The organism is Salinibacterium sp. ZJ450 (assembly GCF_011751885.2).
Lineage (GTDB): Bacteria > Actinomycetota > Actinomycetes > Actinomycetales > Microbacteriaceae > Ruicaihuangia.
In genome coordinates this window covers 3,357,025-3,382,443 of the sequence record NZ_CP061771.1, presented here as the reverse complement: position 1 = coordinate 3,382,443, position 25,419 = coordinate 3,357,025, and the positions used below count along the sequence as shown (strand labels likewise).

The 25,419-nt window shown below is 68.8% G+C and carries 24 protein-coding genes and 3 tRNA genes; 20 read left to right on the top strand and 7 right to left on the bottom strand.

All coding sequences use genetic code 11. The annotated features are described in order from the left end of the window. Positions 1-144: 144 nt before the first annotated feature. Positions 145-1,416 carry a glycosyltransferase family 2 protein gene (locus tag HCT51_RS16470; protein WP_166874859.1) on the top strand — a complete coding sequence of 424 codons (1,272 nt, stop codon included), beginning with the start codon at positions 145-147 and terminating at the stop codon, positions 1,414-1,416. 24 nt (positions 1,417-1,440) lie between these two features. Here HCT51_RS16470 and HCT51_RS16465 read toward each other — a convergent pair whose 3' ends face one another. From HCT51_RS16465 to HCT51_RS16450, 4 genes are all read right to left on the bottom strand, one after another. After that, positions 1,441-4,248: a LuxR family transcriptional regulator gene (locus tag HCT51_RS16465; RefSeq protein ID WP_166874862.1), complete on the bottom strand. Its 2,808-nt coding sequence runs from the start codon at positions 4,246-4,248 to the stop codon at positions 1,441-1,443. Between the two features lie 281 nt (positions 4,249-4,529). Continuing rightward, a tRNA-Phe gene (locus HCT51_RS16460) sits at positions 4,530-4,605 on the bottom strand. 57 nt (positions 4,606-4,662) lie between these two features. Beyond that, a tRNA-Asp gene (locus tag HCT51_RS16455) sits at positions 4,663-4,739 on the bottom strand. A 55-nt stretch (positions 4,740-4,794) separates the two neighbouring features. Further along, positions 4,795-4,870 (bottom strand) — tRNA-Glu (locus tag HCT51_RS16450). 242 nt (positions 4,871-5,112) lie between these two features. Here HCT51_RS16450 and HCT51_RS16445 point away from each other — a divergent pair. Next, positions 5,113-6,450, top strand: coding sequence for a peptidoglycan DD-metalloendopeptidase family protein (locus tag HCT51_RS16445; RefSeq protein ID WP_166874865.1), 1,338 nt, complete (start codon positions 5,113-5,115; stop codon positions 6,448-6,450). A gap of 31 nt (positions 6,451-6,481) precedes the next feature. Further along, positions 6,482-7,843, top strand: a complete 1,362-nt coding sequence (locus HCT51_RS16440) for a C40 family peptidase (protein WP_166874868.1) — start codon at positions 6,482-6,484, stop codon at positions 7,841-7,843. A gap of 115 nt (positions 7,844-7,958) precedes the next feature. On the opposite strand, the gene ppa is transcribed toward HCT51_RS16440, so the two are convergent. Next, positions 7,959-8,450, bottom strand: a complete 492-nt coding sequence (gene ppa, locus HCT51_RS16435; protein ID WP_166874871.1) for an inorganic diphosphatase — start codon at positions 8,448-8,450, stop codon at positions 7,959-7,961. Between the two features lie 67 nt (positions 8,451-8,517). On the opposite strand from ppa, the gene HCT51_RS16430 reads away from it, so the two are divergent. The 17 genes from HCT51_RS16430 (at position 8,518) to HCT51_RS16350 (ending at position 23,525) form a co-directional block, all read left to right on the top strand. Next, positions 8,518-9,720, top strand: coding sequence for a tRNA lysidine(34) synthetase (locus tag HCT51_RS16430; protein ID WP_166874874.1), 1,203 nt, complete (start codon positions 8,518-8,520; stop codon positions 9,718-9,720). A 5-nt stretch (positions 9,721-9,725) separates the two neighbouring features. Further along, on the top strand, positions 9,726-10,277 hold the full coding sequence (gene hpt, locus HCT51_RS16425; RefSeq protein WP_166874877.1) for a hypoxanthine phosphoribosyltransferase: 552 nt from the start codon (positions 9,726-9,728) through the stop codon (positions 10,275-10,277). Between the two features lie 74 nt (positions 10,278-10,351). Further along, complete coding sequence (gene ftsH / locus HCT51_RS16420) at positions 10,352-12,355, top strand: ATP-dependent zinc metalloprotease FtsH (RefSeq protein WP_166874880.1); 2,004 nt, start codon at positions 10,352-10,354, stop codon at positions 12,353-12,355. 5 nt (positions 12,356-12,360) lie between these two features. Next, positions 12,361-12,945 carry a GTP cyclohydrolase I FolE gene (gene folE / locus HCT51_RS16415; protein ID WP_166874883.1) on the top strand — a complete coding sequence of 195 codons (585 nt, stop codon included), beginning with the start codon at positions 12,361-12,363 and terminating at the stop codon, positions 12,943-12,945. Next, positions 12,938-13,780: a dihydropteroate synthase gene (folP, locus tag HCT51_RS16410; RefSeq protein WP_224760546.1), complete on the top strand. Its 843-nt coding sequence runs from the start codon at positions 12,938-12,940 to the stop codon at positions 13,778-13,780. Before folE ends, folP begins: the two co-directional genes overlap by 8 nt. Next, on the top strand, positions 13,777-14,151 hold the full coding sequence (gene folB / locus HCT51_RS16405; protein WP_166874886.1) for a dihydroneopterin aldolase: 375 nt from the start codon (positions 13,777-13,779) through the stop codon (positions 14,149-14,151). The genes folP and folB overlap by 4 nt, the downstream gene beginning before the upstream one ends. Next, entirely contained in the window at positions 14,148-14,663 is a 516-nt protein-coding gene (gene folK / locus HCT51_RS16400) for a 2-amino-4-hydroxy-6-hydroxymethyldihydropteridine diphosphokinase (RefSeq protein WP_166874890.1), read from the top strand. Before folB ends, folK begins: the two co-directional genes overlap by 4 nt. Next, positions 14,660-15,136: a DUF3180 domain-containing protein gene (locus HCT51_RS16395; protein WP_166874894.1), complete on the top strand. Its 477-nt coding sequence runs from the start codon at positions 14,660-14,662 to the stop codon at positions 15,134-15,136. Before folK ends, HCT51_RS16395 begins: the two co-directional genes overlap by 4 nt. A gap of 9 nt (positions 15,137-15,145) precedes the next feature. After that, on the top strand, positions 15,146-15,643 hold the full coding sequence (locus HCT51_RS16390) for a PH domain-containing protein (RefSeq protein ID WP_166874897.1): 498 nt from the start codon (positions 15,146-15,148) through the stop codon (positions 15,641-15,643). Further along, positions 15,640-17,187 carry a PH domain-containing protein gene (locus tag HCT51_RS16385; RefSeq protein WP_166874900.1) on the top strand — a complete coding sequence of 516 codons (1,548 nt, stop codon included), beginning with the start codon at positions 15,640-15,642 and terminating at the stop codon, positions 17,185-17,187. The genes HCT51_RS16390 and HCT51_RS16385 overlap by 4 nt, the downstream gene beginning before the upstream one ends. Next, on the top strand, positions 17,184-17,891 hold the full coding sequence (locus HCT51_RS16380) for a Rossmann-like and DUF2520 domain-containing protein (protein WP_166874903.1): 708 nt from the start codon (positions 17,184-17,186) through the stop codon (positions 17,889-17,891). The genes HCT51_RS16385 and HCT51_RS16380 overlap by 4 nt, the downstream gene beginning before the upstream one ends. After that, positions 17,888-18,724 carry a pantoate--beta-alanine ligase gene (gene panC / locus HCT51_RS16375; protein ID WP_166874906.1) on the top strand — a complete coding sequence of 279 codons (837 nt, stop codon included), beginning with the start codon at positions 17,888-17,890 and terminating at the stop codon, positions 18,722-18,724. Before HCT51_RS16380 ends, panC begins: the two co-directional genes overlap by 4 nt. A 109-nt stretch (positions 18,725-18,833) precedes the next feature. Next, positions 18,834-19,160 (top strand): hypothetical protein, encoded by a 327-nt coding sequence (locus tag HCT51_RS16370; protein WP_166874909.1) that lies wholly within the window; start codon positions 18,834-18,836, stop codon positions 19,158-19,160. A gap of 8 nt (positions 19,161-19,168) precedes the next feature. Beyond that, positions 19,169-20,038: an alpha/beta fold hydrolase gene (locus HCT51_RS16365; protein WP_166874912.1), complete on the top strand. Its 870-nt coding sequence runs from the start codon at positions 19,169-19,171 to the stop codon at positions 20,036-20,038. Positions 20,039-20,069: 31 nt separating this feature from the next. Beyond that, positions 20,070-21,563 carry a lysine--tRNA ligase gene (gene lysS / locus HCT51_RS16360; RefSeq protein ID WP_166874915.1) on the top strand — a complete coding sequence of 498 codons (1,494 nt, stop codon included), beginning with the start codon at positions 20,070-20,072 and terminating at the stop codon, positions 21,561-21,563. A 143-nt stretch (positions 21,564-21,706) separates the two neighbouring features. Next, positions 21,707-21,883 carry a hypothetical protein gene (locus tag HCT51_RS16355; RefSeq protein ID WP_166874919.1) on the top strand — a complete coding sequence of 59 codons (177 nt, stop codon included), beginning with the start codon at positions 21,707-21,709 and terminating at the stop codon, positions 21,881-21,883. A 115-nt stretch (positions 21,884-21,998) separates the two neighbouring features. Then, the gene (locus tag HCT51_RS16350) at positions 21,999-23,525 is read left to right on the top strand and encodes an ATP-dependent DNA ligase (protein ID WP_166874922.1); all 1,527 of its coding nucleotides are present in this window, start codon (positions 21,999-22,001) and stop codon (positions 23,523-23,525) included. Positions 23,526-23,557: 32 nt separating this feature from the next. Here HCT51_RS16350 and HCT51_RS16345 read toward each other — a convergent pair whose 3' ends face one another. Together HCT51_RS16345 and HCT51_RS16340 are read right to left on the bottom strand one after the other, a co-directional pair. After that, positions 23,558-24,565 (bottom strand): pirin family protein, encoded by a 1,008-nt coding sequence (locus HCT51_RS16345; RefSeq protein ID WP_166874926.1) that lies wholly within the window; start codon positions 24,563-24,565, stop codon positions 23,558-23,560. Continuing rightward, on the bottom strand, positions 24,552-25,352 hold the full coding sequence (locus HCT51_RS16340) for a hypothetical protein (RefSeq protein ID WP_166874929.1): 801 nt from the start codon (positions 25,350-25,352) through the stop codon (positions 24,552-24,554). Before HCT51_RS16340 ends, HCT51_RS16345 begins: the two co-directional genes overlap by 14 nt. Between the last annotated feature and the right edge of the window lie 67 nt (positions 25,353-25,419).

The window sequence follows — 25,419 nt, the reverse complement described above, 5'->3', positions numbered from 1 at the left end:
ATTACCGCAGCGGGCTGCGGTTAACCACCGGGGCCTTGTGTGGCGCGGGTGTCGAGCGCACTGTCAAAGGGTCGGCACTGCGGCTTACCCCCGTGTGTCTGGTGCTCCACTACCCGATAACCCGATCCGCTGGAGTGCACCCGGATGCTCACCTTCATCATCGTTCTTGTGCTCGTACTCGGCGTGAATACGGTGCTATGGACCGTTGTCGGCGGATTGCGCGTTGCACGCAGCAAGATAGTGGGGCGTCCGCCGCGAGCACCGGGCAGGATACGCACCGAGAACGTGTCGGTGCTGATCGCCGCGCACAACGAAGAACAGGTACTCGACGGCACAATCCGGTCGGCCCAGGAGCTGGTGCCGCCGGGCAATGTCTATGTCGTATCGGATGCCTCGACCGATCACACCGCGCAGATCGCTCGCGAGCGAGGTGCGAACGTGCTCGAGTTGGCGATCAACCGAGGCAAGGCCGGTGCGCTGGCCGCCGCGATCTCCCACTTCGACCTGACCGAGCGCAGCGATGTGGTCATGGTGCTGGATGCCGACACCCGACTGTCCGCCGACTACATGACGACGGGGCTGCCGCTGTTCGACGACCCAGACGTCGTCGCCGTCGCGGGTCGCGCCACCACGGTCGTTGATCCGCTGCCGGCAACGCGGTTCGGCCGGTTCCTGATCGCCTACCGGGAACGCTTCTACGTTGCCGTGCAATTCCTGCTCAAGTACGGGCAGGCGGCGCGGCGCGTGAACGTCGTCTCGATCGTTCCCGGCTTCGCCAGCATGTACCGGGCACACGCCCTCAAATCCATCGAGATCAGCGCGCCGGGGCTGGCGATCGAAGATTTCAACATGACGTTCGAAGTGCACGCCAAGAAGCTGGGTCGGATCGAGTTCCACCCCGGGGCTGCGATCGCTCACACCCAGGACCCGGATACCTTCCACGACTACCGCAGGCAGTACCGCCGCTGGGCGCTCGGGTTCTGGCAGACGGTTCGCCGTCACGGCTTCCGGTTGGGTCGCTTCGGCGGAGCGCTCGCGTTGTTCGTGGCTGAACTCATCACCAGCAGCGTCATGCTGCTGCTGGCGCTCCCGATCATCCTCGTGTCCACCGGGGCGTGGGTGTGGGTCATGGTGACCGCCGAAACGACCGGCCCGGCCTGGCTGATCTCGCAGTATGTCCCTGCCTGGGCGGTGCTCCTGGGGGTGTTCATCCCGGACTATCTGCTCACCATTCTCGCGGCGAGCGTGACCCGGCGTCCGAAGTACCTGCTGTTGGGTTTCGGATTCCTCGGCATTCGGGTAGTCGACGCAGCGATCTGCCTGTGTGCGTTGCCCGCGGCCTTCAGAGCGACATCCACCGGCATGTGGAAGAGCCCGGCACGACGCACCACACACACCGCTCCGCAGCGGAGCTGAGCAAGCACCAATGCAGCCGGCCCGTCAGCGTTGGATGCCGCCTTCGTCCGTCGCTTCCAGATGGAACGGTGACGTGTCGCTCCAGTCGGGCACGCCGCGCGCTGGCCCGCCGTCGCCGTTGGACAGCATGGCGGTCAGGTGGGCTCGCGACCTGGCGCCGAGCTTGTGATAGACGCGGGTGAGTCGAACCTCAACCGTGCGCAGCGAGACGAACAGCCGCGCCGCAATCTCCTTGTTGTGCAGGCCCTGACGCACCATGTCGACGACGAGCCGCTCGTCGGGAGCGAGCGCCTGCAGCAGCGGATGTTCTGCGGTCTGGCCTGCTGCCTCGGCGCGCAAACCGTCCGTGCGTCGCAGCCACGGTTTCGCGCCGAGCTGCGCGAAGACCATCTGGGCGGCGAGATACTGTTCCCTGCTCTCCTGGGCTCGACCGAGCGCGGCCAAACGGTCGGCATAGCTCAGCAGGGTGCGCCCCAACTCGAACGGCGAGTCCCCCGGATGCCAGAGGCGTACCGCCTGCTGAAACGACTTGATCGACGCGTCGCCGGGGGTGACCAACGCGTTCGCCCGCGCGATCGCGAGCATCGTCCACCGGGTGCGGTACGGCATCGACCTGGCGTGAAAGTCGCGAAACTCGGTGACGGCTTCATCCAGCCGGCCCGCAAGCACGCAGGCTTCGATCAGGTCGGCGTCGCACCGCAGCAGGTTGGGGTTCGCCCACTCGTGACCGGTCGCGCCGACACTGCGCAGGATGGCGATGGCATCCTCATACCGACCCTGGGTGATCGCGAAGCTGCCCTGCAGTGTGGCGAGCCTGGCCGCGAGCGCGGGGTTCGCGCCGCTGGCGAAGCTCTTGCGGCATTCCGCCGCGGCGGCTTCTGCCGCCTCCGGATTGCCGAGGGCCTGCCAATACCAGACCATGAGCAGCTTGTGCCGGGCGCGGTGCACCTGCGTTTCGGGCTGGGCGTCCTGCAGCTCGGCGATGATCGACACGGCCTCGAACTGATTGCCCGCAAGTACCTCGTTTTCGGCGTGGAAGTAGCGAGCCGTCTCCAGCCAGATCGGGGCCGGAGCCGGTTCGAGCCCCAGCACGGTGCGGAAGATTCGCCGCGCGGCGGTGTGCAGGTCGAGCAGGGTCAGGCATCGGCCGAGCACGAGGAGTTTCATCGGCGGAATCTGCGCGAAGCCCGAGTGTGAGACGTGCCGGAACATGGTGTCGGTCGGCTCGCGGTTGCCCTCGACGGCCGCCAGCAGCATCGCCGCGAGGGTGTACATCTCGTTGGTATCGGCGGATGCCTCGGGCAGCAGCACCGCGGCGCGCTCCAGTGACTCCCGTGCCGCGTCCACCTCCCAGCGCTCGGCGTGGTGCAACGCGATGACCGAGAGCATCTGGGCCGCGTCATCCGCAGACCGGGAGTCGTCGATGTTCACCCAGTCGTCGGCATCAGCGGTGCGCAGCTCATGGCTCGACATGAACTCGATCCGGGTGCGCAGGGTCGCGAGCCTGGACGCGATCCCGTCATTGCCGGCCACCCGCTGCGCGAGGCGCGCGTACCGGTCCGCGTAGGCCAGCTCGCCCTGCAGGAACATCGCGTATGAGAGGTCGTACAGGGCGCTTGCCGCGTGGGCGGGATCCCGCCCGATCGCAAGCCCGCGTTCCGCGAGTTCCACCGCCTGCCAGACTCGTCCGATCTCGGTGAACTGGGTCGCGGCCTCGAGCAGCTCGGTCGCGGGCGGCGGCGTCGCGGCCACCCAACTGGCGTGCCAGGACGCTAGGCCCGGCTCATACTCTCGTTCTTCCTGGGCCGCCGCGGTGTGGAGGTCGAGGCGCGTGGCGGCGTCGAGCGACCAGTACAGCTCGGAGCGGAGGAGCGGATCGCTCAACTGCACGTATCGGCCGTCCGAGACGGCGATGCCAGAGGAGAGCAGCTCATCGAGCGCGGTGACGTCGGGCGACTCCTGGATCGACGCCCGGCTGCTGAGCGACGCGCTGGCCAGGCGCTCCATCAGCCGGCGACGATCCGGGGAGCGCTCGGCGGCATCGGCCAAAACGGCGGCGGCACCGTGCGGCGCCGCACGGAACGGAAGCGACAGCGGGGCCATGCCGGCCAGCTGTTCTGCGGTGAGGGCGCGGGCTGCCCCGGTGAGCGCGCGGGGGTTGCCACCCACCGCCGAGACCAGCAGCCGGCGAACCGCCTCGGTGGAGCGCCCGGTCGTGACCTCGGACACGAGAGCGAGGGATTCCGCGAAGGACAGCGGCGCGATCTTCACCCGCGGGAGTGCGGCCAGTGGCCCGTCGCTCGGTGCAGACGAGGCGGTGGCGGCCAGGCGCAGTCCGGTGCCGCCGAGCCGCGCCGCGGTCATGCCGAGAACGGTCTGGCTGGCCGTATCCATCCGGTCGATGTCGTCGATCAGGAGCAGGCTAGCGGGGTGGGAAAGCGACCTCACGAATGACAGCAGCTCGGCGGCGCGGCTGGTGAGCGCACCGTGCTGCTCGGGCGCGGCGAGGAGCGTACTCGATCGCCCCGCGGCTGCGGGGTCATGGAACGACGCGAGCACGGCGGAGAGCCCGGACAGCGGAAGGTCCACTTCGGCCGGGTTGACCCGCACCCGATAGGTCGGCAAGCCTGCGGCATCCTCTACCGCCTTGAGTAGGCGGGTCTTACCGGATCCGGGCGCGCCGACAATCAACAGCGAGGCCTCATGCGCCGTGGTGGCGAACGAATGCACGGCGCTCAGTTCCCGAACCCGGATGGTGGACTGTTCGGGCGGGAGTGTGCCACGCGGCAGGTCGCCGGCGTGCTCATCGAACGGACCGAGGCGCGACGTCATTCCGGCCGTCCCCCCGGCCATGGGGCAGCTCTGGTTCGGGACATTGCACGTCGCGTTTTCGGGTAGGCGAGCGTTTCGGGTGCGGCGACCGATCAGGGAAGCGCTACGGCGACTCTTCTCGGCGACCGCTGACCCTCAAACGGGGGTCACTCAACACGGTAAGCGCGACACGAGCCAATGGCCACCCCCCTTTTGGGGTCATCGCATCCGTATCCGATACGGCTCAGTGGCCGCACACCGACGGGAAAAAGAAAAACCCCCGACGAGGCGGGGGTTTTACGTGGTGGCTCCGACCGGCATCGATCCGGTGACCTTTCGATTTTCAGTCGAACGCTCTACCAACTGAGCTACAGAGCCAGAAGCGACACAGGTCGCTTCTGTGGAAAAGAGCCCCTCGAGAGGGGCTCTTCGCCATGGCGACCCTGACCGGACTTGAACCGGCGACCTCCGCCGTGACAGGGCGGCGCGCTAACCAACTGCGCTACAGGGCCTAGCTATTTAGTTCTAAACAAATTTTTCGTTCTGATCAAACTCATTGTAATGGTTTGGTGACCCCAACGGGATTCGAACCCGTGCTGCCGCCGTGAAAGGGCGGTGTCCTAGGCCACTAAACGATGGGGCCTCGAAGTTCAGAACCTCTTAGCTTTACCGAGGGACAAGCATACGGAACCATTTGGAAAATGCAAAACCGAGACACGAGGGCCCCAGAAATCGCGAATGAACCGGGGCTAGCGGCATCAGGCGATTAGGTTCAAGTCAGTGTTGAAACTTTGGTGTTCGTTGTTACTGTTGACAGCGTTACTGATGTGACTGGCGTTATAAACGGTCGGAGCGCACGCTCGCGGCAAACGGATTCGGGGATTCATGAGCAGCATGCGCACCACCGGGGGGACACGCGGCCTGCGGAGCCTGCGTCGGAGCCGGATGATCGCGCTCGCCATCACGCTCGGTGTCCTGACCACCGGCACCATTAGCCTCGGCGCGACGCAGCCGGCCTACGCGGTTGACTACCCGAGCTGGGAAGACGTCAAGAACGCCCGCGCCAATACCGCCGAGAAAGAAGCGCAGATCACGCGCATCCAGACTCTGCTGGCGCAATTGCAGGCGGATGTCGCGGGCAAAGACGCCGCAGCGCAGGAGGCAGGCCGCCTGTACGGCGAGGCCGACGAGGCGTTCCAGGAGGCCGCGTTCCGCGCCAGTGAACTTCAAGCGCAGGCGGATGCCGCCCACGTCACCGCCGAATCGTCGCGTCAGCAGGCCGGCCAGATGGCCGCGCAACTGGCCAGGCAGGGCGGCGACCTGAGTGCCACTCTGTTCGTCAACGCCGGTGAGGCCGATCAGCTGCTTTCCAAGCTGGGCTACGCCAGCAAGCTGACCGAGCAGTCCGAGGGTCTCTACACGAAGGCGCTGCAGGAGCAGAACACGGCACAGTCGCTCACCGACCAGGCGGACGTGGCCACCGCGATCCGGGAAGAGCTCAAGGCCGAAGCCGAAGCCGCGCAGATCGCCGCCCAGGCTGCGTTCGATGCCGCCCAGGTGGCGCTCGCCGAGCAACAGGAGCACCAGGCCGAGCTTGAAGCGCAGCTCGCCGTCCTGCAGAGCGCGGAGGAAGTCACCGAGGCGCAGTACGCCGAGGGCGAGCGGGTGCGCGAGGAAGCCCGCAAGGAGAAAGAGCGGTTGGAGCGCGAGGCCGCGGCGGCCCGTGCTGCAGCAGCTGCGGCTGCCCACAGCGGGTCGGGCGGCTCCGGCGGCTCGAGCAGCTCAGGAGGATGGATTTCCTCCGGTTCCGTCAGCTCACAGGGCTGGGCATGGCCGGCCGCCGGCGAACTCCGGAGCGGCTTTGGCGGCAGAATCCACCCGGTGCACGGCGACTGGCGGTTCCACTGGGGTCAGGATGTCGCAGCCGGTGGCGGAACTCCGATCTACGCGGCATCCGCTGGTCGGGTCACGTACGCCGGCTACAACGGCGGCTTCGGCTACTTCGTCAAGATCCAGCACGCCAACGGCATGGCCACCAGCTACGCCCACCAGAGCCAGATCCTGGTGAGCTACGGCGAAGAGGTCGCCGCGGGCCAGGTGATCGGACGCGTCGGTACGACCGGAACGTCCACCGGCAACCACCTGCACTTCGAGGTGTACGAGCACGGTCGGGCCATCGACCCGCTGCTGTACCTGCGCGGCAGGGGAGTCTCCGTTGGCTAACCACTCTCCGGATCGCTAGGCGGCGGGGATCGTGTCTCGTCGTCGCGCACTGGGAGCCGTTGCCCTCTTCGTCGCGGGGACCCTCGGGCTCACCCTCGGCACTACCGGCACGGCCTATGCCGAACCGGACTTCCCGAGCTGGGAAGAGGTCGAGGCGGCACTGTCCACCGAGGCGACCGCCCGGCAGAAGGTCGCCGAGATCGAGGCGCTGCTCGCTGACCTCGGATCCGAGTCTGCCGAGCTCGGCAAGACCGCGCTGCAGCGCGGAGAGGCATTCAATGCCGCGAAGCAGGCGCTGACCGAAGCGGCCGCGGAAGCGGATCGGCTGCAGGGCCAGGCGGATGTCGCGGCCAGCCGAGCCACCGAGTCAGGCCGAGGCGTGGGCCAGCTGGTCGCGCAGATGTCGCGCACCGGCGGAGGCGATGTCACGCTCGCGCTGCTCGCCGGCGGGGCGGGCGGTGACGACCTGTTGCGCCGACTCGGCACGATGACCAAGCTCGGGCAGCAGTCCGTGAGCGTGTACAACACGGCAATCGCCGAACGGAACGCCGCGGAGTCGCTGCAGCAGCAGGCGGATGCCGCGCGCGCCGCACACGATGAGCTCACGGCATCCGCGCAGGCCGTCTTCGACGAGGCACAGGCGGTGGCCGATTCGTCTGTCGCGCTGGTATCGGAGCAGACCACGGTCCGCGACCAGCTCTATGCACAACTCGCGCGGTTGCGCGGGTCAAGCGTGGAGACCGAGCGGGCGTACTACGAGGGACTCGAGTGGGAACGTCGGCAGAGCGCGGGCTCGCCACCCGCGGTGCCGCCGGTGATCCAGCAGCCGGCTCCCGCTCCTGCTCCGGCGCCCGTGCCAGCGCCTGCTCCGGCTCCCGCACCGGTTCCCTCTCCTGCGCCCGAACCGTCCCCGAGTGACCCGCAACCGGCTCCCGCTCCCGCTCCCGCTCCGGCCCCCGCCCCCGCTCCGGCGCCACAACCCCCGGCCGTGCCGCAGCCCCAGCCGGGCGTCGTGCAGACCGCGATCAACTTCGCCAAGGCGCAACTCGGTGAGCCGTACCTCTACGGCGGAGCCGGCCCGAACTCCTGGGACTGCTCGGGGCTCACCAAGGCTGCTTACGCCTCGGCGGGGCTCAACATCGGCGGCCACGGCGCGACCTACCAGTACAACACCATGGCGGCGCGTGGCCTGCTGATCCCGTACAACCAGATGCAGCCGGGCGACCTGCTGTTCTACTCAAACGGCGGATCGACCGGCGCGACGAAGTATCACGTGACTATTTACCTCGGCGACGGCAAGATGATCGAGGCGCCGAGGCCCGGCACCACGGTGCGCATCGCCTCGCTGCGGTATGGCGACCTGGTGCCATACATCGGCCGACCAACCGGCTAACACCGGCCTCGTTCCGGTAGCCCCGTCGACCGCGTCGCCCGGGCGGCCGACTAGTTAACGACCGATGGCCGGGTCACCTTCCGGCGAACCCGACCATCGTCTGAACCTGCGTGCCTTAGTGGCCTTCGGCCGCGAGCTTCTCGATGCCGTCGCGTACGATCTGGTCGGCCTCCGCGGCGTCGCCCCAGCCCTCGGTCTTGACCCACTTGCCGGGCTCGAGGTCCTTGTAGTGCTCGAAGAAGTGCTCGATCTCCTTGCGGGTGTACTCAGGAATGTCGCCGACATCCTGAATGTGGTCCCAGCGGGGGTCGCCGGCGGGCACCGCGATGACCTTGGCGTCTGAGCCGCCGTCATCCGTCATGTTGAAGACGCCGACGGGGCGTACCGAGACGCCGACGCCGGGGAACAGCGGGTGCTGGAGCAGCACCAGCACGTCGACGGGGTCGCCGTCGAGGCCGAGGGTGTTCTCGAAATAGCCGTAGTCGGTGGGGTAGACGAACCCGGTGTAGAGCACGCGGTCGAGGTACACCCGGCCGGTCTCGTGGTCGACCTCGTACTTGTTGTGGCTCCCTCGCGGGATCTCGATGACGGCGTCGTAGGCGGCCATATGCACATGCTCCTTGGCTGGTGGATTGCTGCAATAACCTCGTGGATTGCTGCAATAACGTTATCGGATGCACCCCGTGCCCCCTGAGCCCGCCGAACGACGCCCCCGGCTGACCCCGGCAATGGCCGACGTGCGCCGGGCGGTGCGCCACAGCCTCGCCGAGCGCCTGTCCTCTGAGCCGGGCGTGCGGCCGCAGGACGGCGCCGCCGGTGCGCCCCGGGTGCTGGTCGCGCTCAGCGGGGGAGCCGACTCTCTGGCGCTCGCGGCGGCGACCGCGTTCGAGGCCCGCCGCGCCGGAATCCGCGCCGGCGCGGTGATCGTGGACCACGCATTGCAGGAGCGGTCAGCGGATGTCGCAGCCCAGGCCGCCCGGCAGGCAACCGAGTTGGGCCTTGACCCGGTGATTGTCACCCGGGTGTTCGTGGATGGCCAGGGCGGCCCCGAGGCTGCCGCCCGCGACGCGCGCTACCGAGCGATCGGCGAGGCGGCCGCGCGCAGCGGTGCGATGGCCGTGCTGCTCGGCCACACCCTCGACGACCAGGCCGAAACCGTGCTGCTCGGGCTCGCCAGAGGCAGCGGGGCGGCGAGCCTGCAGGGAATGGCGGCATCCGCGACCCACCCCATCCAAGCCGCGACCCTCCCCACCCTTCCCATCCCGGCTGAGGTCTGGCAATCGGTCGTTCCGGATGCCGCGGAAGGACCAAACGCCAGACTTCACCCGAGCGGCGCCACCCCGCAGCCCACCGAAGTCCACCTGCTGCGGCCGCTGCTCGGTATCCGCCGCGCCACCACCCGGCAGTTCTGCGCCGACTCGAGCCTGACCCCCTGGGACGACCCGCACAACGATGACCCCACCTACACCAGGGTGCGAGTGCGCACCCGGGTGCTTCCGCTGCTCGAAGCCGAGCTCGGCCCCGGCGTTGCCGAGGCCCTCGCCCGCACCGCCGACCAGTTGCGTGAAGACAACGAGGCGCTTGACCGGTTCGCCGACGAGGTGGCCGAAGAGCTCGCCGAGATCGCCGAGGGCGGCATCTCCCTGCCGGCCGGCGCACTCGCCGCGAACCCCCCGGCGCTCCGCCACCGGCTGATCCGGCTGGCGGTGCTGAGCGAGTTCCACGTGTCGCTCAGTCGGCAGCACACGCTCGAGATCGCTCGCCTGGTCACCGACTGGCACGGGCAGGGTCCCCTTGACCTGCCCGGCATTAGAGTGGAACGCGCAGACGGCCTGATCGTCTTCACGGCCGCAGGCCCAGCCCTCGACCACGGATAGGACTCATGGAACTCACGGACGTCGCGGGCGATCTCAGCACGGTGCTCATCTCCGAAGAACAGATCCAGGCGAAGATCGCCGAACTGTCGCGCCAGATCGAGGCAGACTACGAGGGCCGCCGGCCGCTGCTCGTCGGGGTGCTGAAGGGCGCCGTCATGGTCATGGCCGACCTGGCGCGGGAACTCAAGCTGCACATCGACATGGACTGGATGGCGGTCTCCTCATACGGGGCAGGCACCCAGTCAAGCGGTGTGGTGCGCATCCTGAAGGACCTCGACTCCGACCTCACCGGCCGTGACGTGCTCATCGTCGAAGACATCATCGACTCCGGGCTCACCCTGTCGTGGCTGCGCGCCAACCTCGAAACCCGGGGCGCGGCATCCGTCGAAATCTGCGCGCTGCTGCGCAAACCGGATGCCGCCAAGGTGCAGGTCGACGTGAAATACATCGGCTTCGAGATCCCCAACGAGTTCGTGGTCGGCTACGGCCTCGATTACGCCGAGAAGTACCGCAACCTGCGGGGGATTGGCGTGCTCGCCCCACACGTGTATTCGTAGGAAACGGCGCGCCGTTCCCCTCACGGCGAACATCCAGACCTCGCACAGCGACTGGGCGGTAGCCTTGCACAATCATGGATTTTAAGCGCATTTTCCGCGGGCCCTTCGTCTACGTTCTGGTAGGCGCAATCGCTGTGTGGATCGGGTTTAGCCTTATCGGTGGCACCGGTTTTCGTGAGGTGACCACGCAGCAGGGGCTGGAGCTGCTGGACGGCAGCACCGTGGAGAAGGCCGTCATCGTCGACGGTGAACAGCGCGTCGACCTGACCCTGTCGAAGGCAGACGGCGACAACGGCAAGCAGGTGCAGTTCTACTACGTGGCGCCGCGTGGTGGCGAGGTGATTGAGGCGGTCAACGGGGCATCCGGTGCGTCCTTCGACGACGAGGTGCCGCAGACCAACTGGCTGCTCAGCCTGATGGGCATCCTGCTGCCGTTCCTGATCATCGGCGTGATCTTCTGGTTCCTGCTTTCCAGCATGCAGGGCGGCGGAAACAAGGTCATGCAGTTCGGCAAGTCGCGCGCGAAGCTCGTGTCAAAAGAGAGCCCGACGGTCACATTTGCGGATGTCGCGGGCTCGGACGAGGCGATCGAAGAGCTCAGCGAGATCAAGGACTTCCTCAAGGAACCCGCCAAGTTCCAGGCGGTAGGCGCCCGCATCCCCAAGGGCGTGCTGCTGTACGGCCCTCCCGGAACAGGTAAGACCCTGCTCGCCCGCGCCGTCGCGGGAGAGGCCGGCGTACCGTTCTATTCCATCTCCGGCTCCGACTTCGTCGAGATGTTCGTCGGCGTCGGCGCCAGCCGCGTGCGCGACCTGTTCACCCAGGCCAAGGAGAACGCGCCAGCCATCATCTTCGTCGACGAGATCGACGCCGTCGGCCGTCACCGCGGCGCCGGCATCGGCGGCGGCAACGACGAGCGCGAGCAGACCCTTAACCAGCTGCTGGTCGAGATGGACGGCTTCGACCCCAAGACCAACGTCATCCTGATCGCCGCCACCAACCGGCCAGACGTGCTCGACCCCGCGCTGCTGCGCCCCGGCAGGTTCGACCGGCAGATCGGCGTCGACGCGCCAGACCTGAACGGCCGCGCGCAGATCCTCGACGTGCACGCCAAGGGCAAGCCGATGGCGGATGACGTCGACCTGCGGGTGCTCGCCCGCAAGACGCCCGGCTTCACCGGTGCCGACCTCGCCAACGTGCTGAACGAGGCTGCGCTGCTCACCGCGCGCAGCAACGCCCAGTTGATCGACAACCGCGCCCTCGACGAGGCCGTCGACCGGGTAATGGCCGGCCCGCAGCGCCGCACCCGCGTGATGAACGACAAAGAGAAGCTGATCACCGCGTACCACGAGGGTGGTCACGCGCTCGCCGCGACGGCGATGCGGTACACCGACCCTGTAACCAAGATCACCATCCTGCCGCGCGGCCGTGCCCTCGGTTACACCATGGTGCTTCCGCTGGAAGACAAGTACTCGGTCACCCGCAATGAACTGCTCGACCAGCTCGCCTACGCGATGGGCGGCCGGGTCGCCGAGGAGATCGTCTTCCACGACCCCACCACCGGCGCCTCGAACGACATCGAGAAGGCCACCTCGATCGCCCGCAAGATGGTGACCGAATACGGCATGAGCGCCAAGGTTGGCTCGATCAAGCTCGGCCACGGCGCCGGCGAGCCGTTCCTCGGCCGCGACATGCAGCAGCCGCGGGACTACTCCGAGACCATCGCCGAGACCGTGGACGCCGAGATGCGCGTGCTGATCGATCAGGCGCACGACGAGGCCTGGCAGGTGCTCAACGACAACCGCGACATCCTGGACCGGCTCGCCACGGAGCTGATCGAGAAGGAGACCCTCGACCACAACCAGCTGGCCGAGATCTTCAAGGACGTGCGCAAGCTGCCCGAGCGGCCTCAGTGGCTCTCCAGCGACAAGCGCCCGGTCTCCGACCTGCCCCCGATCAAGATCGCCGCGCAGGCGCCGATCGACGGGGACGCGGTCGACGGCGGCGTCGACTCCGAGCCCGCCAAGCCGAAGCGTGCCCCTCGGCCCCGCAAGTCGCCCGGCATCGCGACCGCGTAGCGATCGTGGGCAATTCCGCTTCGATCGACATCGCGCGAATTGAGGCGGCCGTCCGGGAACTGCTGGCCGCGATCGGGGAAGACCCCGCTCGCGCCGGACTGTCCGAGACGCCGCAGCGTTTCGCGCAGGCGTACGCCGAGTTCTTCGCCGGCCTCGCCGTCGACCCGCAGGTGCACCTAACCGAGACCGTCGGCGTCGACGCCGACACCAGCGAGCTGGTGCTCGTGCGCGACATCCAGTTCCGCTCGATCTGTGAGCACCACCTGCTCCCGTTCATCGGGGTGGCCCACCTGGCCTACCTGCCCGGCGACCGCATCGTCGGACTCGGCAGGCTGCCCCGCGTGGTCGACACGCTGAGCTCCCGGCCACAACTGCAGGAGCGGCTGACCGAGGAGATCGCCGACGCCCTGCAGACCGGTCTCGCCCCGCGCGGTGTGCTGGTCGTCCTCGACGCCGTGCACAGCTGCGTCTCGGCCCGCGGCACCCGCCAAACCGGAAGCTCGACCGTGACCATGGCGAGCCGCGGCGAGCTGCGCGAGCCGGCCGCCCGCGCCGAGATCATGGCGCTGATCGGGGCAGCCGGTGAGTGAGAAGCGGCACCGCCCGGCGCGGCCCCGGCCGCATCGCACGCTGATCATGGGCATCGTCAACGTCACACCGAACTCGTTCAGCGACGGCGGCCAGTTCTTCGACACGGATGCCGCGATCACCCACGCCCTGGAACTGGCGGAGCAGGGCGCCGACATCATCGACGTCGGAGGCGAATCCACCCGGCCCGGCGCCGACCGGGTGCCGGTTCGCGACGAGCTCGCCCGGGTGATGCCGGTGGTCACCGAGCTCGTGCACCACGGCATCCGGGTCAGCGTCGACACCATGAACTCCGAGACCGCGGCCGAAACGGTCGCGGCCGGGGCCGAGTTCGTCAACGACGTCTCGGGCGGCCTCGCCGATCCCGACATGTACCGGGTGATGGCCGCCAACAAGGCCACCTACATCGCCATGCACTGGCGCGGGCTGCTCGGTCAGGGTGACTCCACCGCGCGCGACACGCTCGCCCAGTACGCCGACGTCGTCACCGAGGTGCGCGCCGAACTGAGCCAGCGGCTGGCCGAGATGATCGTCTGGGGCATAGACCCGCAGCGGGTGATCCTGGATCCGGGGCTCGGCTTCTCGAAGAAGACCGAGCACAACTGGCAGCTGCTCGGCCGCTACGACGAGATCGCGTCGCTCGGGCGGCCGATCCTGATCGGCGCCAGCCGCAAGCGGTTCCTCACCGACATCGGCGGCGACAAGGACAACGCCACCGCCGTGATCAGCGCCCTCTCTGCGCGGGCCGGCGCCTGGGGGGTGCGGGTGCACAACGTGACCGCCACCCGCAACGCCCTCGAGGTGGCGAACGCCTGGGCGGCGGGAGCCGAACGATGAGCGCGGCTGGGCCCGACCGCATCACGCTCACCGGGCTGGTCGCCCGGGCCCACCACGGCGTGTACGACTTCGAGCGCCGCGACGGCCAGGACTTCATCATCGACGTGATGGTGGAACTCGACCTGCGCGCCGCCGCGGCATCCGACGACCTGGACCGCACCGTGCACTACGGCGAGCTCGCAGACGCGGTGGTCGCGGCGGTGCAGCGCGACCCTGTCGACCTGATCGAGACCGTGGCGGAACGGGTGGCCGAGGTCGCCCTCGCGAAGCCCGCCGTGCTCTCGACTACCGTCACGGTGCACAAACCGCAGGCGCCGATCAGCGTCCCGTTCACCGACGTCTCGGTCACGATCACCCGGACGCGCGCATGAGCGCCGACGCGCGCAAGAGCCCGGACGCTCGCCAGACCACCAGCGCCGTGATCGCGGTCGGCGCCAACCTCGGCGACCGGCAGGCCACGGTGCTGGCCGCCGTGCGCGACATCGCCGAACTTGACGGGGTGCAGCTCACCGCGACATCCGCGTTCATCGAAACCGCCGCGCTAAAACTGGACGGCATCGACGAGGCGGCGCCCGCCTATCTGAATGGCGTGGTGATCGTCCGCACCGAGCTATCGCCGGAAGCCCTGCTCGACCGGCTGCGGGAGATCGAACAGCGACACGGCCGGGTGCGTACGGAACGATGGGGCGATCGCACCCTCGACCTCGATATCGTGAGCTTTGGCGACGTGCAGCAGCAGACGGAGTACCTGACGCTGCCGCACCCGAGGGCGCATGAACGCGAGTTCGTGCTTGCGCCATGGCTGGAGATTGATCCGGATGCCGCCATCCCCGGTCTCGGGCCGGTACGGCAACTGCTGGAGGGGCTGAGGGGGACCGAGTGAAGCGCACCACGCTGGGATCGCTGGTCCTGCTCGCCGTGATCGGGTTGGTCGGCGGCTGGTTCCTCGACGCCGCGCTGGCCTCGGCCGGACGCCCTATCGTGGTTCCGCCGTTCACCCTGCCGGTGGCGCTCACCGCCATCGGGGTGATCGTGCTGCTGCTCGCCCGGCCGGTGTACAAGGCCGTGCGCACCGGGGAGTACGCCCGCGTCGACCCGTTCTACGCCACCCGGGTGGTGGTGCTCGCCAAGGCGTCGAGCCTGACCGGAGCATTGCTGGCCGGAGGCGGCGCCGGGATTCTGCTCTACCTGCTCAGCCGCAGCGTGGTGCCGGGGGTAGGCTCGATCCTGATGGCGGCCGCCACGATTGTGGGGGCGGCCATTTTGCTCGCCGCCGGCCTGATCGCCGAGCGGATGTGCACGATCCCACCCGACGATGAGGGGCCGACCAAGGGGCCTGTCACGACAACGATCTAGAAGGACTCCGTGAGCCACGCCGACGCCGCCAACCTCGAGTTCGTCGACCAGTCCTGGCGGCGAGTGTCACCGAAGTACATCATCGTGGATGTCGTCGGCTACATCGTGTTCGGCGTCATCGCCGTCGCGGCCGTGTCACTGCCGGCATACTTCACCGAGATCGCGCTGCTCTGGGCCATCCCGGCGTCCCTCGCGATCATCTTCCTGATCACCATCGTGCTCACCCCGCGCCGGGTGCGCGCGATCGGTTACCAGTTGCGGCAGGACGACCTGCTCTACCGTCGCGGCATCATGTTCCAGCGGTTCGTCGCCGTGCCATACGGGCGGATGCAGCTGGTCGACATCAATCGGGGACCGCTGATGCGCGCCCTCGACCTGGCCGAACTGAAGTTCGTCACCGCCGCGGCAGCCACCGGCGTGACCCTGCCGGGGCTGCCCCTGGCCGACGCGGAAGCGCTGCGCGACCAGCTGGTGTCGCTGGCCGAGAGCCGCAGGGCCGGACTATGAGCGAGAACCGGGTCGACCCGACACCGGTGCCCGCGTCCCCGATCATTCCCTCCACCGGACTTGCCGAGGGCGACTGGCACCGGCTGCACCCGGCAACGCCGCTGCTGAAGGGCGGGATCGCGCTGATCGCGATCCTCGGCATCGTGCTGGCGAACCTGCGCGAACGCCTGATCGACCTGTTCATCGGCGCCGGCAGTCCGGAGGGCGACCCGATCGACTGGCTGCTCGCGGAGGGCTACCTGCCGCTCGCGTTGCTGGCCGTGGCCGTGGTGCTGGCGCTGCTCGTCGTCGGGTTCTATTTGAGCTGGCGGATGAGCAGCTACCGCATCACCGAAGAGGTCGTCGAGGTGCGCAGCGGCATCATCTTCCGCACCAACCGCAAGGCGCGACTCGACCGGATTCAGGGCATCAACATCGTGCGCCCGTTCTTCGCCCGGCTGTTCGGCGCTGCCAAGCTCGAGGTGAACCAGGCCGGGCAAGACGCCAACGTGCAGCTGGCCTACCTGCGCAGCGCCCAGGCCGACGCCCTGCGCCGCGACATCCTGCTGCTCGCCTCCGGCACCCACCGGGCCGAGGCTGCCGCCGCGCCCGCGGCGACCGGCGGGCTCATCGACCAGCGGGTGCACGAACTGCTCGCCCCCGAGCTCGACCCGAACGCGGCACCCCCGGAGTCGGTGGTGAAGCTCAGCGTCGGGCGCCTCGCCGGATCGCTTGCGCTCAGCGAGCCCGCGATGTGGCTGGCCGTGCTGATCATCGGCTCCGTCGTCGGCGCCGTCTGGTCTGGCGTGTTCTTCTCGGCATTCGGTATCGTGCCGGCCGTCATCGGTATCGGCAGCTTCCTGATCTCGCGGTTCACCAAGTCGCTGCGTTACTCGATCGCGGGAACCCCCGACGGGGTGCGCGTGGGCTTCGGGCTGCTCACCACGAGCAACGAAACCCTGCCGCCCGGGCGCATCCACTCGGTGCAGGTGAGCCAGTCGCTGCTCTGGCGCGGCCTCGGCTGGTGGCAGATCAAGGTGAACCGGGCGTCGCGCTCCTCCACATCCGGCGCCGCCGGCCAGGAGAACACCACCATCCTGCCGGTGGGCAGCGTCGACGACGTGGCCAAGGTGCTGGAACTGCTGCTGCCCGATATTGAGCAGCGCGAGCTGATCATCACCGGACTCAGCTCGAAGGGCGGCGACGACGGCTTCGTGAACTCGCCGAAGCGGGCCGCCGTGCTGCGCTGGTTCAGTTGGCGCCGCAACGGCTTCGCCCTGGTGCCGGGCGCCGTGCTGCTGCGCAAGGGCGCCATCTGGCGCGAGATGGTCATCGTGCCGCAGCCCCGCATTCAGAGCGTGGCATTGCGGCAGGGGCCGCTGCTGCGCTGGCTGGGGCTTGCCGCCGTGCAGTTGCACACCGTGGCAGGGCCGATCACCCCGACGCTTGGCGCGATCGACAAGGCCACCGGCATCCGCTTATTCGCTGAGACGGCGGATGCCGCCGTCGCCTCGGCCCTGCGTGACACCACGCACCGCTGGCGGGCCGGCGAGGCGACCGCATGACCGAACGTGCCGCCCGACTCGGCGTCGGCATCATCGGCGCCGGACACGTCGGGCCGATCCTCGGTGCCGCCCTGGCCGGCGCCGGGCACGCCCTGACCGGGATCTCCGCGGTCTCCGCCGCCAGCCGGGAACGGGCCGAGGCGATCCTGCCGAACGTGCCCATCCTCACCGTGCCCGAGGTGATCGAACGCAGCGAGCTGGTGATCCTCGCGGTGCCCGACTCCGAACTGGAGGGCCTGGTGAGCGGACTCGCCGCCACCGGAGCCTGGGTGCCGGGGCAGATCGTGATGCACACGGCGCCCGGCTATGGGGTCGGCGTGCTCGCGCCCGCCATCGCGGCCGGTGTCATCCCGCTCGCCGTGCACCCGGCAATGGCGTTCACCGGCACCAGCATCGACCTGTCGCGGCTACACGAGGCCTGGTGCGCAGTCACCGCCCCGGCGCCGGTGCAGCCGATCGGGCAGGCGCTCGTCGTGGAGATGGGCGCGGAACCGGTGCTCGTCGCCGAGGCGGACCGCCCGGCCTATGCCGAGGCCATCGAGACCGCCACCAGTTTCTCGGCCGCGATCGTCGGGCAGGCGATCGGCATCCTGACCGAGATTGGCGTCGAATCACCGGGCGCCGTGCTCGGCCCGCTGGTGCGCAGCGCCGTCGACAACGCGCTCGGCGCGGCAACCATCCGACATCCAGAGGACGAACTGTGACCCGTGTCATCCAGGCCATCGAGCCGCTGCGGGCCGAGCTCGTCGGGCGCACCGTCGCCTTCGTGCCCACCATGGGCGCGCTGCACGAGGGGCACCTCGCGCTGGTCGACCGCGCGCTCGAACTGGCCGACACCGTGGTGGTGTCAATCTTCGTGAACCCGTTGCAGTTCGGCCCCACCGAGGACCTCGCGAAATACCCACGCACCCTGGACGCGGATGTCGCCGCGCTCGAGGCACGCGGGGTGCACTATGTGTTCGCCCCCACCGCGACCGAGATGTACCCGAACGGGGATGTGCAGACCCGCGTCACCGCGGGCGAGGTCGGCGACCTGTTCGACGGGGCGACCCGGCCGGGACACTTCGACGGCATGCTCACCGTGGTCAGCAAGCTACTGCACATCGTGCAGCCGAGGTTCGTGCTGTTCGGTCAGAAGGACGCCCAACAGGTGTTCCTGGTCTCGCGCATGGCGGCCGACCTCAACCTGCCGGTGCAGATCGAGGTGGTCGACACGGTTCGCGCCGAGGACGGCCTGGCGCTCTCCAGTCGCAACCGGTTCCTCTCCGAGCCGGAGCGCGAGGCCGCGTTGACGCTGTCCCGCGCGCTCGCTGCGGCCGCGGCATCCGGTACCGCGGGTCGCGATGCCGCGCTCGGCGCCGCCCACGCTGTGATCAACGCGGCCCCGGATGTCGCGCTGGACTATGTCGCGCTGGTGAACCCCGCCACGTTCCTGCCGGTGGACCCTGCGCACACCGGCCCGGCGATGGCGATCATCGCAGCCAGGGTCGGCTCCACCCGCCTCATCGACAACACGCGGCTGGTGCTCGCGGGCTGAGCCGTTGTGCCGGTGTCGTCACGGCCACGCATGCTGAGCAGGCTGCGCGCCGCTCGCGGTGTCGTACCCCACCCCTATCCTGATGGCAGATCGTGCCAGACAATGAAGGGTGGGCATCACGTCCGAACCACAGGTCTGGGTGCTGATCGGCGTGTTCGCCGCAGCGATCATTGGCGTGCTCGGGGTCGTGACGACGTCATTCAACAACACGCTGCGGGCGTCGTTGCGTCAGGTGAACGCCTCGATCGATGGGCTCCGCGGTGTCATGGGCGCGCGGTTCGATGAGATGGATGCGAAGTTCGAAGGCTTGCGCGCCGATGTCAACGGCATGTTCGCCGCGATCGACATCAAGGTCGACTCGATCGACAAACGACTCGACAACCTCGACCGCGACGTGCAGACCTTGACGAAGCGGGCGTTCGGAACCGACGTCTAGAGCTCGCCATGACTGGGCAGCTCGTCGTCCGCCTCGGCAACGGCTTACGGATCCCCTACCTGGAACAAGGTGACCGCGGGAGGGCTCCACCGGTGCTCCTGCTGCACGCCTGGGGCGACTCGCCCGAGTTCTGGCGGCCGCTGCTCGACCGTCTTCCGCCCGCCGTCCATGTGCTGGTTCCCGCTGGTCGCGGCCACGGAGGCGCCGACGCGCCCGCACACGGGTACACCGTCGCCGACTTTGCCGAGGATGTCGTCCTCTTCCTCGACGCGATCGAAGCCGTCGACCCGGTTCGCGACGTGAAGGCGGTAGGGGCCGCGCCGGCGCTCGGCCCCTTACGCGCGGTCCTCGTCGGGCATTCCAGCGCCGGCCTTGTCACACGCGCGGTGGCGGCAGCGCATCTGGAGCGCGTCGCCGGGCTGGTGCTGATCGGCTCGCCGTACTCTCTGCACGGACGGCGGCCGGCGTTCCTCGATGCGCTCGAGCAGCTGCAGGATCCGATCTCGCCTGACGCGCTCGCGCCGATCCTCGACGAGTTTCCCGCACCGCCGTCACTGCCGGCAGCGGTCCGCGACGCGGTAGCCCGCGATGCGCGGGCCACCCCCGCCCGCGTGTGGAAGCAGACGTTTGCCGGTTTGACGTCCGCGCCACCGCCCGCGCCGCCGCGACATCCGCCGCCGACGTTGGTGCTGCACGGAGCGGATGACGCGTTCCTCGACCCGAGGGACGCGGAAGCGCTGCGTCGTGACCTCAGCGGCGAGCTCGTGATTGTCGACGGTGCGGGGCATATCGTGCTCTGGGATGACCCGGATCGCGTTGCCCACGAGCTGTTGCGGTTCCTCGGCCGGATCCGCCCAGCCACGACCAACTACCATTGACAGGTTGGCACACGGCACCACAGGAGCGCAGATGAGCGAGACCGAGCAGGCAGAACTGACCGAGGCAGAGGTTTCGGAACAGAAGGCCGTGCGGCTCGCCAAGCGCGAGCGGCTGATCACCGAGGGTGACGCATACCCCGTCGGCGTGCCGATCACGACCACGATCCCGCAGGTCCGCGCCGAATACGGCGAGCTGGAAGCGGATGCCACGACCGGCGTCACGGTCGGGCTCGCCGGCCGCGTCGTGCACTCCCGCAACACCGGCAAGCTCTGCTTCGCCGCACTGCAGGCCGGCGACGGCTCGCGGATTCAGGCGATGGTGAGCTTCGGCGAGGTCGGCCAGGAGTCGCTCGACCGCTGGAAGGAACTCGTCGACCTCGGTGACCATGTGTTCATCTCCGGCGAGGTGATCTCCAGTCGCCGCGGTGAGCTGTCGATCATGGTCAAGGAGTGGCAGATCGCGGCAAAGGCGATCCTGCCGCTGCCGAACCTGCACACCGAGCTCAGCGAAGAGACCCGGGTGCGTCAGCGCTACCTCGACCTGATCTCCCGCGAGCAGGCCCGCGCCACCGTCAAGGCCCGGGCGCTCGCCGTGTCCTCGCTGCGCAAGACCTTCACCGACCACGAGTATCTCGAGATCGAGACGCCGATGCTGCAGACGCAGCACGGCGGCGCCGCGGCTCGCCCGTTCACCACACACTCCAACGCGTTCGACACCGAGCTGTTCCTGCGCATCGCACCCGAGCTGTTCCTGAAGCGCGCCGTCGTCGGCGGGCTCGACCGGGTGTTCGAGATCAACCGCAACTTCCGCAACGAGGGCGCCGACTCCACCCACAGCCCGGAATTCGCCATGCTCGAGGCATACCAGGCCTACGGCGATTACAACCAGATGGCCGACCTCACCCAGGAGATGATCCAGAACGCGGCGTTCGCCATCGCCGGATCCCACGTGGTCACCTGGGCCGACGGCACCGAGTACGACCTCGGCGGCCAGTGGGACCGGTTGTCCATGTACGAATCGTTGTCCGCGGCATCCGGTGTCGAGGTCACTCCCGAGACTCCGATCGAAAAGCTGCGGGAGATGGCGGATGCCGTCGACATCGAGGTGCCACACCCGATCGCCGGCAAGTACGTCGAAGAGCTCTGGGAGCACTACGTGAAGGGCGACCTGGTTCGTCCCACCTTCGTGATGGACTTCCCCGTGGACACCAGCCCACTGGTGCGCGCCCACCGCAGCAAGCCCGGCGTGGTGGAGAAGTGGGACCTGTACGTGCGCGGCTTCGAGTTGGCTACCGCATACTCCGAGCTGGTCGACCCGGTGATCCAGCGTGAGCGGTTCGTGGAGCAGGCGAAGCTCGCCAGCCAGGGCGACCTCGAGGCGATGCGCCTCGACGAGGAGTTCCTGCGCGCGCTCGAGTACGGCATGCCCCCGTCGGGCGGAATGGGCATGGGCATCGACCGCCTGATGATGGCCCTGACCGGTCTCGGCATCCGCGAGACGATCCTCTTCCCGCTGGTCAAGTGACGACCCCCGGTCGTCGTCGGCCGCCGCTGCCGCGCATCGCCCTGTGGTGCGTGGTCGGGCTGGTGGGCGCATACACACTGATCAGCGGGGTCATCGGCATCCTGGCCAAGGGCTGACTCAGCCAGACAAGGTACCCTGCCGGTATGGATTCTTTCTGGGCCGCCGCTATCTGGAGCCTCACCCCGACGATCATTGTCGGGCTGGTTTTCTGGTTCGTGATGCGGTCCGTGATCCGCGCCGACGGCGTTGAGCGCAAGGTGTACTCGCAGATCGAGGCCGAAGAGCGCGCCAAGCTTGACGCGGAGCGCGCCGCCTCCTAACCGCCGCTTCTCAACCGCGCGGGCGTTCGCGTTTGAGCCACCGCGCGCTGGCTCAAACCCGACAAACTGGATCAAAACCGCGAGACATGACGGATGCCGGTGGCAGACTTGCCCCGTGCTGCTCGACGAGCTCGTGACCACTGCCGATGCGGTCGCCTCGACGCGATCGCGGCTGGCGAAGGTCGACGCCCTCGCGGCGCTGCTCGGCCGCCTCGATCCCGACGAGATCGCGATCGCCGTGGGCTACCTCGTCGGCAAGCCGCGACAGGGTCGGGTGGGCATCGGCTGGCGCGGACTCAGCGCCGCCATGGGCGACCCGACGGATGCTCCGAGCATCACCATCCCCGAGGTCGACGCCGCGCTCGACCGGCTGGCAGCGGTAACAGGCGCCGGGTCATCGGGGGAGCGCGCCCGGGAGCTGCGCGAACTGACCGCGCGGGCCACTGTGCGCGAGCAGCGGTTCCTCGGCGGAGTGCTCCTCGGCGAGATGCGCACCGGCGCGCTCGAGGGCGTGCTCACTGACGCGATCGCGCGGGCGGCCGACCGTCCGAGCGACGTCGTGCGCCGGGCGGCGATGCTCTCGGGTGACCTCGGCGAGACGGCGCGCATCGCCCTGACCGGCAGCGAGGCGGACCTCGATTCGGTGGGACTCGTGGTCGGACGCCCGGTGCTCCCGATGCTCGCGGCGACCGCGCCGAGCGTGTCGGCGGCGCTCGAAACGACGGGCGAGGCATCCGTCGAATACAAGCTCGACGGTGCCCGCATCCAGGTGCATCGACTCGGCGACGACGTGCGAGTGTTCACGCGCAATCTCGCCGACGTCACCCACCGGCTGCCCGAGGTTGTGGAGGTTGTGCGACGGCTGCCGGTGCGCGATGTGATCCTCGACGGCGAAACGCTCTCGCTCGACGAGGATGGCGCCCCGCGCCCATTCCAGGAGACGATGTCGCGATTCGGTGCGGATGCCGCGCGCGAGACACTGCTGCATCCGTGGTTCTTCGACGTGCTGCACATCGACGGGCGCGACCTGCTCGATGAGCCCCTCTCGATGCGGCTCGCCGAGCTTGAGCGCATCGCCGGTGCGCATCGCATCCCCGGCGAGGTCACGGCCGACGCCGAGGTCGCCGAGCGGGTGGCGCGTGACGCCCTCGCGGCCGGCCAGGAGGGCGTCGTCGTCAAAGCGATCGGCTCGCCCTATGCGGCGGGCCGACGAGGGTCGAGCTGGATCAAGGTGAAGCCCGTGCACACCTATGACCTCGTGGTGCTCGCGTGCGAGTGGGGATCGGGGCGGCGCGAGGGGTGGCTTTCCAACTTGCACCTCGGCGCGCTCGACCCCGCGGGGGAGTTCGGCGAACCGGGCGATTTCGTCATGGTGGGCAAGACGTTCAAGGGCCTGACCGACGAGGTGCTGCGCTGGCAGACCGAGTACTTCCCCCAGATCGAGGTGCGGCGCACCGCGAACACGGTCTGGGTCGCGCCCACCACGGTGGTCGAGATCGCCATCGACGGCGTGCAGCGGTCGAGCCGTTACCCGGGCGGCATCGCGCTGCGGTTCGCCCGCGTCAAGCACTACCGCGACGACAAGCGTCCCGAAGACGCCGACACCATCCAGACGCTGCGGGCGCTGCTCACCTCCGGGTGACGCGGTCGCCGCGCGGCGTCCTGTCCGCGCAGCTAGCCGCGCGGCTTCAGCCTCACTGTCGGCAGCACCGGCGCGGCAAGCGGAGCCCCGCCGGAGTAGCCGTGCACGCGGCCGAAGCGACCGTCATCCGTCGCCCCCTCGATCACTTCGGACTGCCACTGCGCCCGGTAGGCCACGATCTCCTCATGGGAGCGGCCGACGAAGTTCCACCACATCACGATCTGCTCGCCGAGCGGCTCGCCGCCGATCAGCAGCACGCGTGCGCCGGTGTCCCCGGCGGTGATCACCAGACGGTCGGCGCCCGGTGCCCGGTAGCCGATCGAGTGCCGCGGCACCGGCTCCCCATCCAGGGTGACTTGACCGGCATCCACCAGCACGCCGTGCTCGAAACCGGGGTCGACCGGGATGCTCACCGCGGCATTCGCCGGCAGATCGAGCTGCGCGCCCACGATCGGGGTGAACGCGGTCGCGGTAGAGGTATGCCCCAGCAGGCTGCCGAGAAAGACCCGCACCTGGGCGCCCTCGTGCTCGAACACCGGCGGAACGTAGCGCTCGAAGAAGGGGGCGTGATGCCGGTGCGCGTCGGGCAGTGCGGTCCACAGCTGGGCGCCGTGCAGGATGTCGCCGACGCGGCCGCTCGCGGCGCCGTCCGCCCCCGCCGGTACCGACACCTCGGAGTGTTGGATGCCCTGGCCAGCCGTCATCAGGTTGAGTTCCCCTGGCCGCACGATCGCGTGCGCGCCGGTGGAGTCGTTGTGCTCAATCTCGCCTGCGAACAGCCAACTCACCGTCTGCAAGCCCGTGTGCGGATGCGGCGGAACGTTCATGCCGCGGGTGCCGATGGCATCCGGGCCGTAGTGATCGACAAAGCACCAGGCCCCGATCAGCGACCGTCCGCGCTGCGGCAGTGTGCGTCGCACCGTCATCGCGCGTGGCCCGCCGAGCGGCACGTCACGCGGTTCGAGCACCTGGATCGCGGCGCCGCCGGTGGGGTCAGCTACGCAGATCTGCTCCTGCGGGTCGGTCTCAAGATTGGTCACTTTCGGATCCTACGCCGAGCTCATCAAGCGTGGACGGCTCCTCGGTCGGTGCGGGCGACGGCTCGGGCGTGGGCGACTCCTCTTGCGGGTTGCCGTTCCCGTTCCCGTTCCCATTCCCGTTCCCGTTCCCGTTCCCGTTGGTCGGCGACGGCGACGGCGACGGCGCAGGAGCGGGCGGGGGCGCCGGAGCGGGCGCCCGTGTCGGCTGCGGGGCCGGGGGCGCTTCTTCCTCGGGTGCCTCGGTAGGCGCGGGCGTCTCATCGGTCGGCTCGGGAGTGGGAGTGGGCGTGGGCGTCGGAGTCACCGACTGCGTGGGCGACGGCACCGGCTTCGGTGCGACGGCCGGCTCCGGGTTCAGCAGCGGGACGAGCAGCAGCACGATCGCGATCGCGAGCGCGACGGCCACCCCGCCGAGGATCCAGAGCAGCGGCGGGCGCTTCTTGGCCTCAGGCTCCGGCTCGGGAAGGGCTGTGGGCGTGAGTCCGCCGAACGGTGCTGCCCCGCCCGCGATGGGGACGTGGGGCGCGAGGGCTCCGGCGGCCCCGACCGGCGCCGGAAGTGGCTCGCCGAACAGCTGAGTGGCGTCGTCGTTGGCTACGGGACCGGATGCCGCAGCGCCGAGCCCGGGAATGAGCTGGGTGGGCTGATCCTGATCCGCGCCAGCGTCGGCACCGGATGCTGCGCCGGCTGCGGAGCCAGGTCCGGATGCCGCTCCGGCATCGCCCTGCGTGGGGATCGGTTTGGTCGGCTCGTCATTCGAGCCGGGCAGGGTGGGGTCCTGCGCCATAGGGGGTGCTCCCATCGGTCGGAAGCCACAACCCTAAACGGCCGCGCTGTCACGATCCTGAACAGCT

Coding starts and splice junctions, on each gene's coding strand:
- HCT51_RS16430 (WP_166874874.1), top strand. CDS start 8,518: ATGCACCCCGTGCCCCCTGAGCCCGCCGAACGACGCCCCCGGCTGACC.
- HCT51_RS16470 (WP_166874859.1), top strand. CDS start 145: ATGCTCACCTTCATCATCGTTCTTGTGCTCGTACTCGGCGTGAATACG.
- ftsH (WP_166874880.1), top strand. CDS start 10,352: ATGGATTTTAAGCGCATTTTCCGCGGGCCCTTCGTCTACGTTCTGGTA.
- HCT51_RS16365 (WP_166874912.1), top strand. CDS start 19,169: ATGACTGGGCAGCTCGTCGTCCGCCTCGGCAACGGCTTACGGATCCCC.
- HCT51_RS16355 (WP_166874919.1), top strand. CDS start 21,707: ATGGATTCTTTCTGGGCCGCCGCTATCTGGAGCCTCACCCCGACGATC.
- HCT51_RS16380 (WP_166874903.1), top strand. CDS start 17,184: ATGACCGAACGTGCCGCCCGACTCGGCGTCGGCATCATCGGCGCCGGA.
- ppa (WP_166874871.1), bottom strand. CDS start 8,450: ATGGCCGCCTACGACGCCGTCATCGAGATCCCGCGAGGGAGCCACAAC.
- HCT51_RS16385 (WP_166874900.1), top strand. CDS start 15,640: ATGAGCGAGAACCGGGTCGACCCGACACCGGTGCCCGCGTCCCCGATC.
- folB (WP_166874886.1), top strand. CDS start 13,777: ATGAGCGCGGCTGGGCCCGACCGCATCACGCTCACCGGGCTGGTCGCC.
- HCT51_RS16340 (WP_166874929.1), bottom strand. CDS start 25,352: ATGGCGCAGGACCCCACCCTGCCCGGCTCGAATGACGAGCCGACCAAA.
- HCT51_RS16445 (WP_166874865.1), top strand. CDS start 5,113: ATGAGCAGCATGCGCACCACCGGGGGGACACGCGGCCTGCGGAGCCTG.
- lysS (WP_166874915.1), top strand. CDS start 20,070: ATGAGCGAGACCGAGCAGGCAGAACTGACCGAGGCAGAGGTTTCGGAA.
- folK (WP_166874890.1), top strand. CDS start 14,148: ATGAGCGCCGACGCGCGCAAGAGCCCGGACGCTCGCCAGACCACCAGC.
- HCT51_RS16465 (WP_166874862.1), bottom strand. CDS start 4,248: ATGACGTCGCGCCTCGGTCCGTTCGATGAGCACGCCGGCGACCTGCCG.
- hpt (WP_166874877.1), top strand. CDS start 9,726: ATGGAACTCACGGACGTCGCGGGCGATCTCAGCACGGTGCTCATCTCC.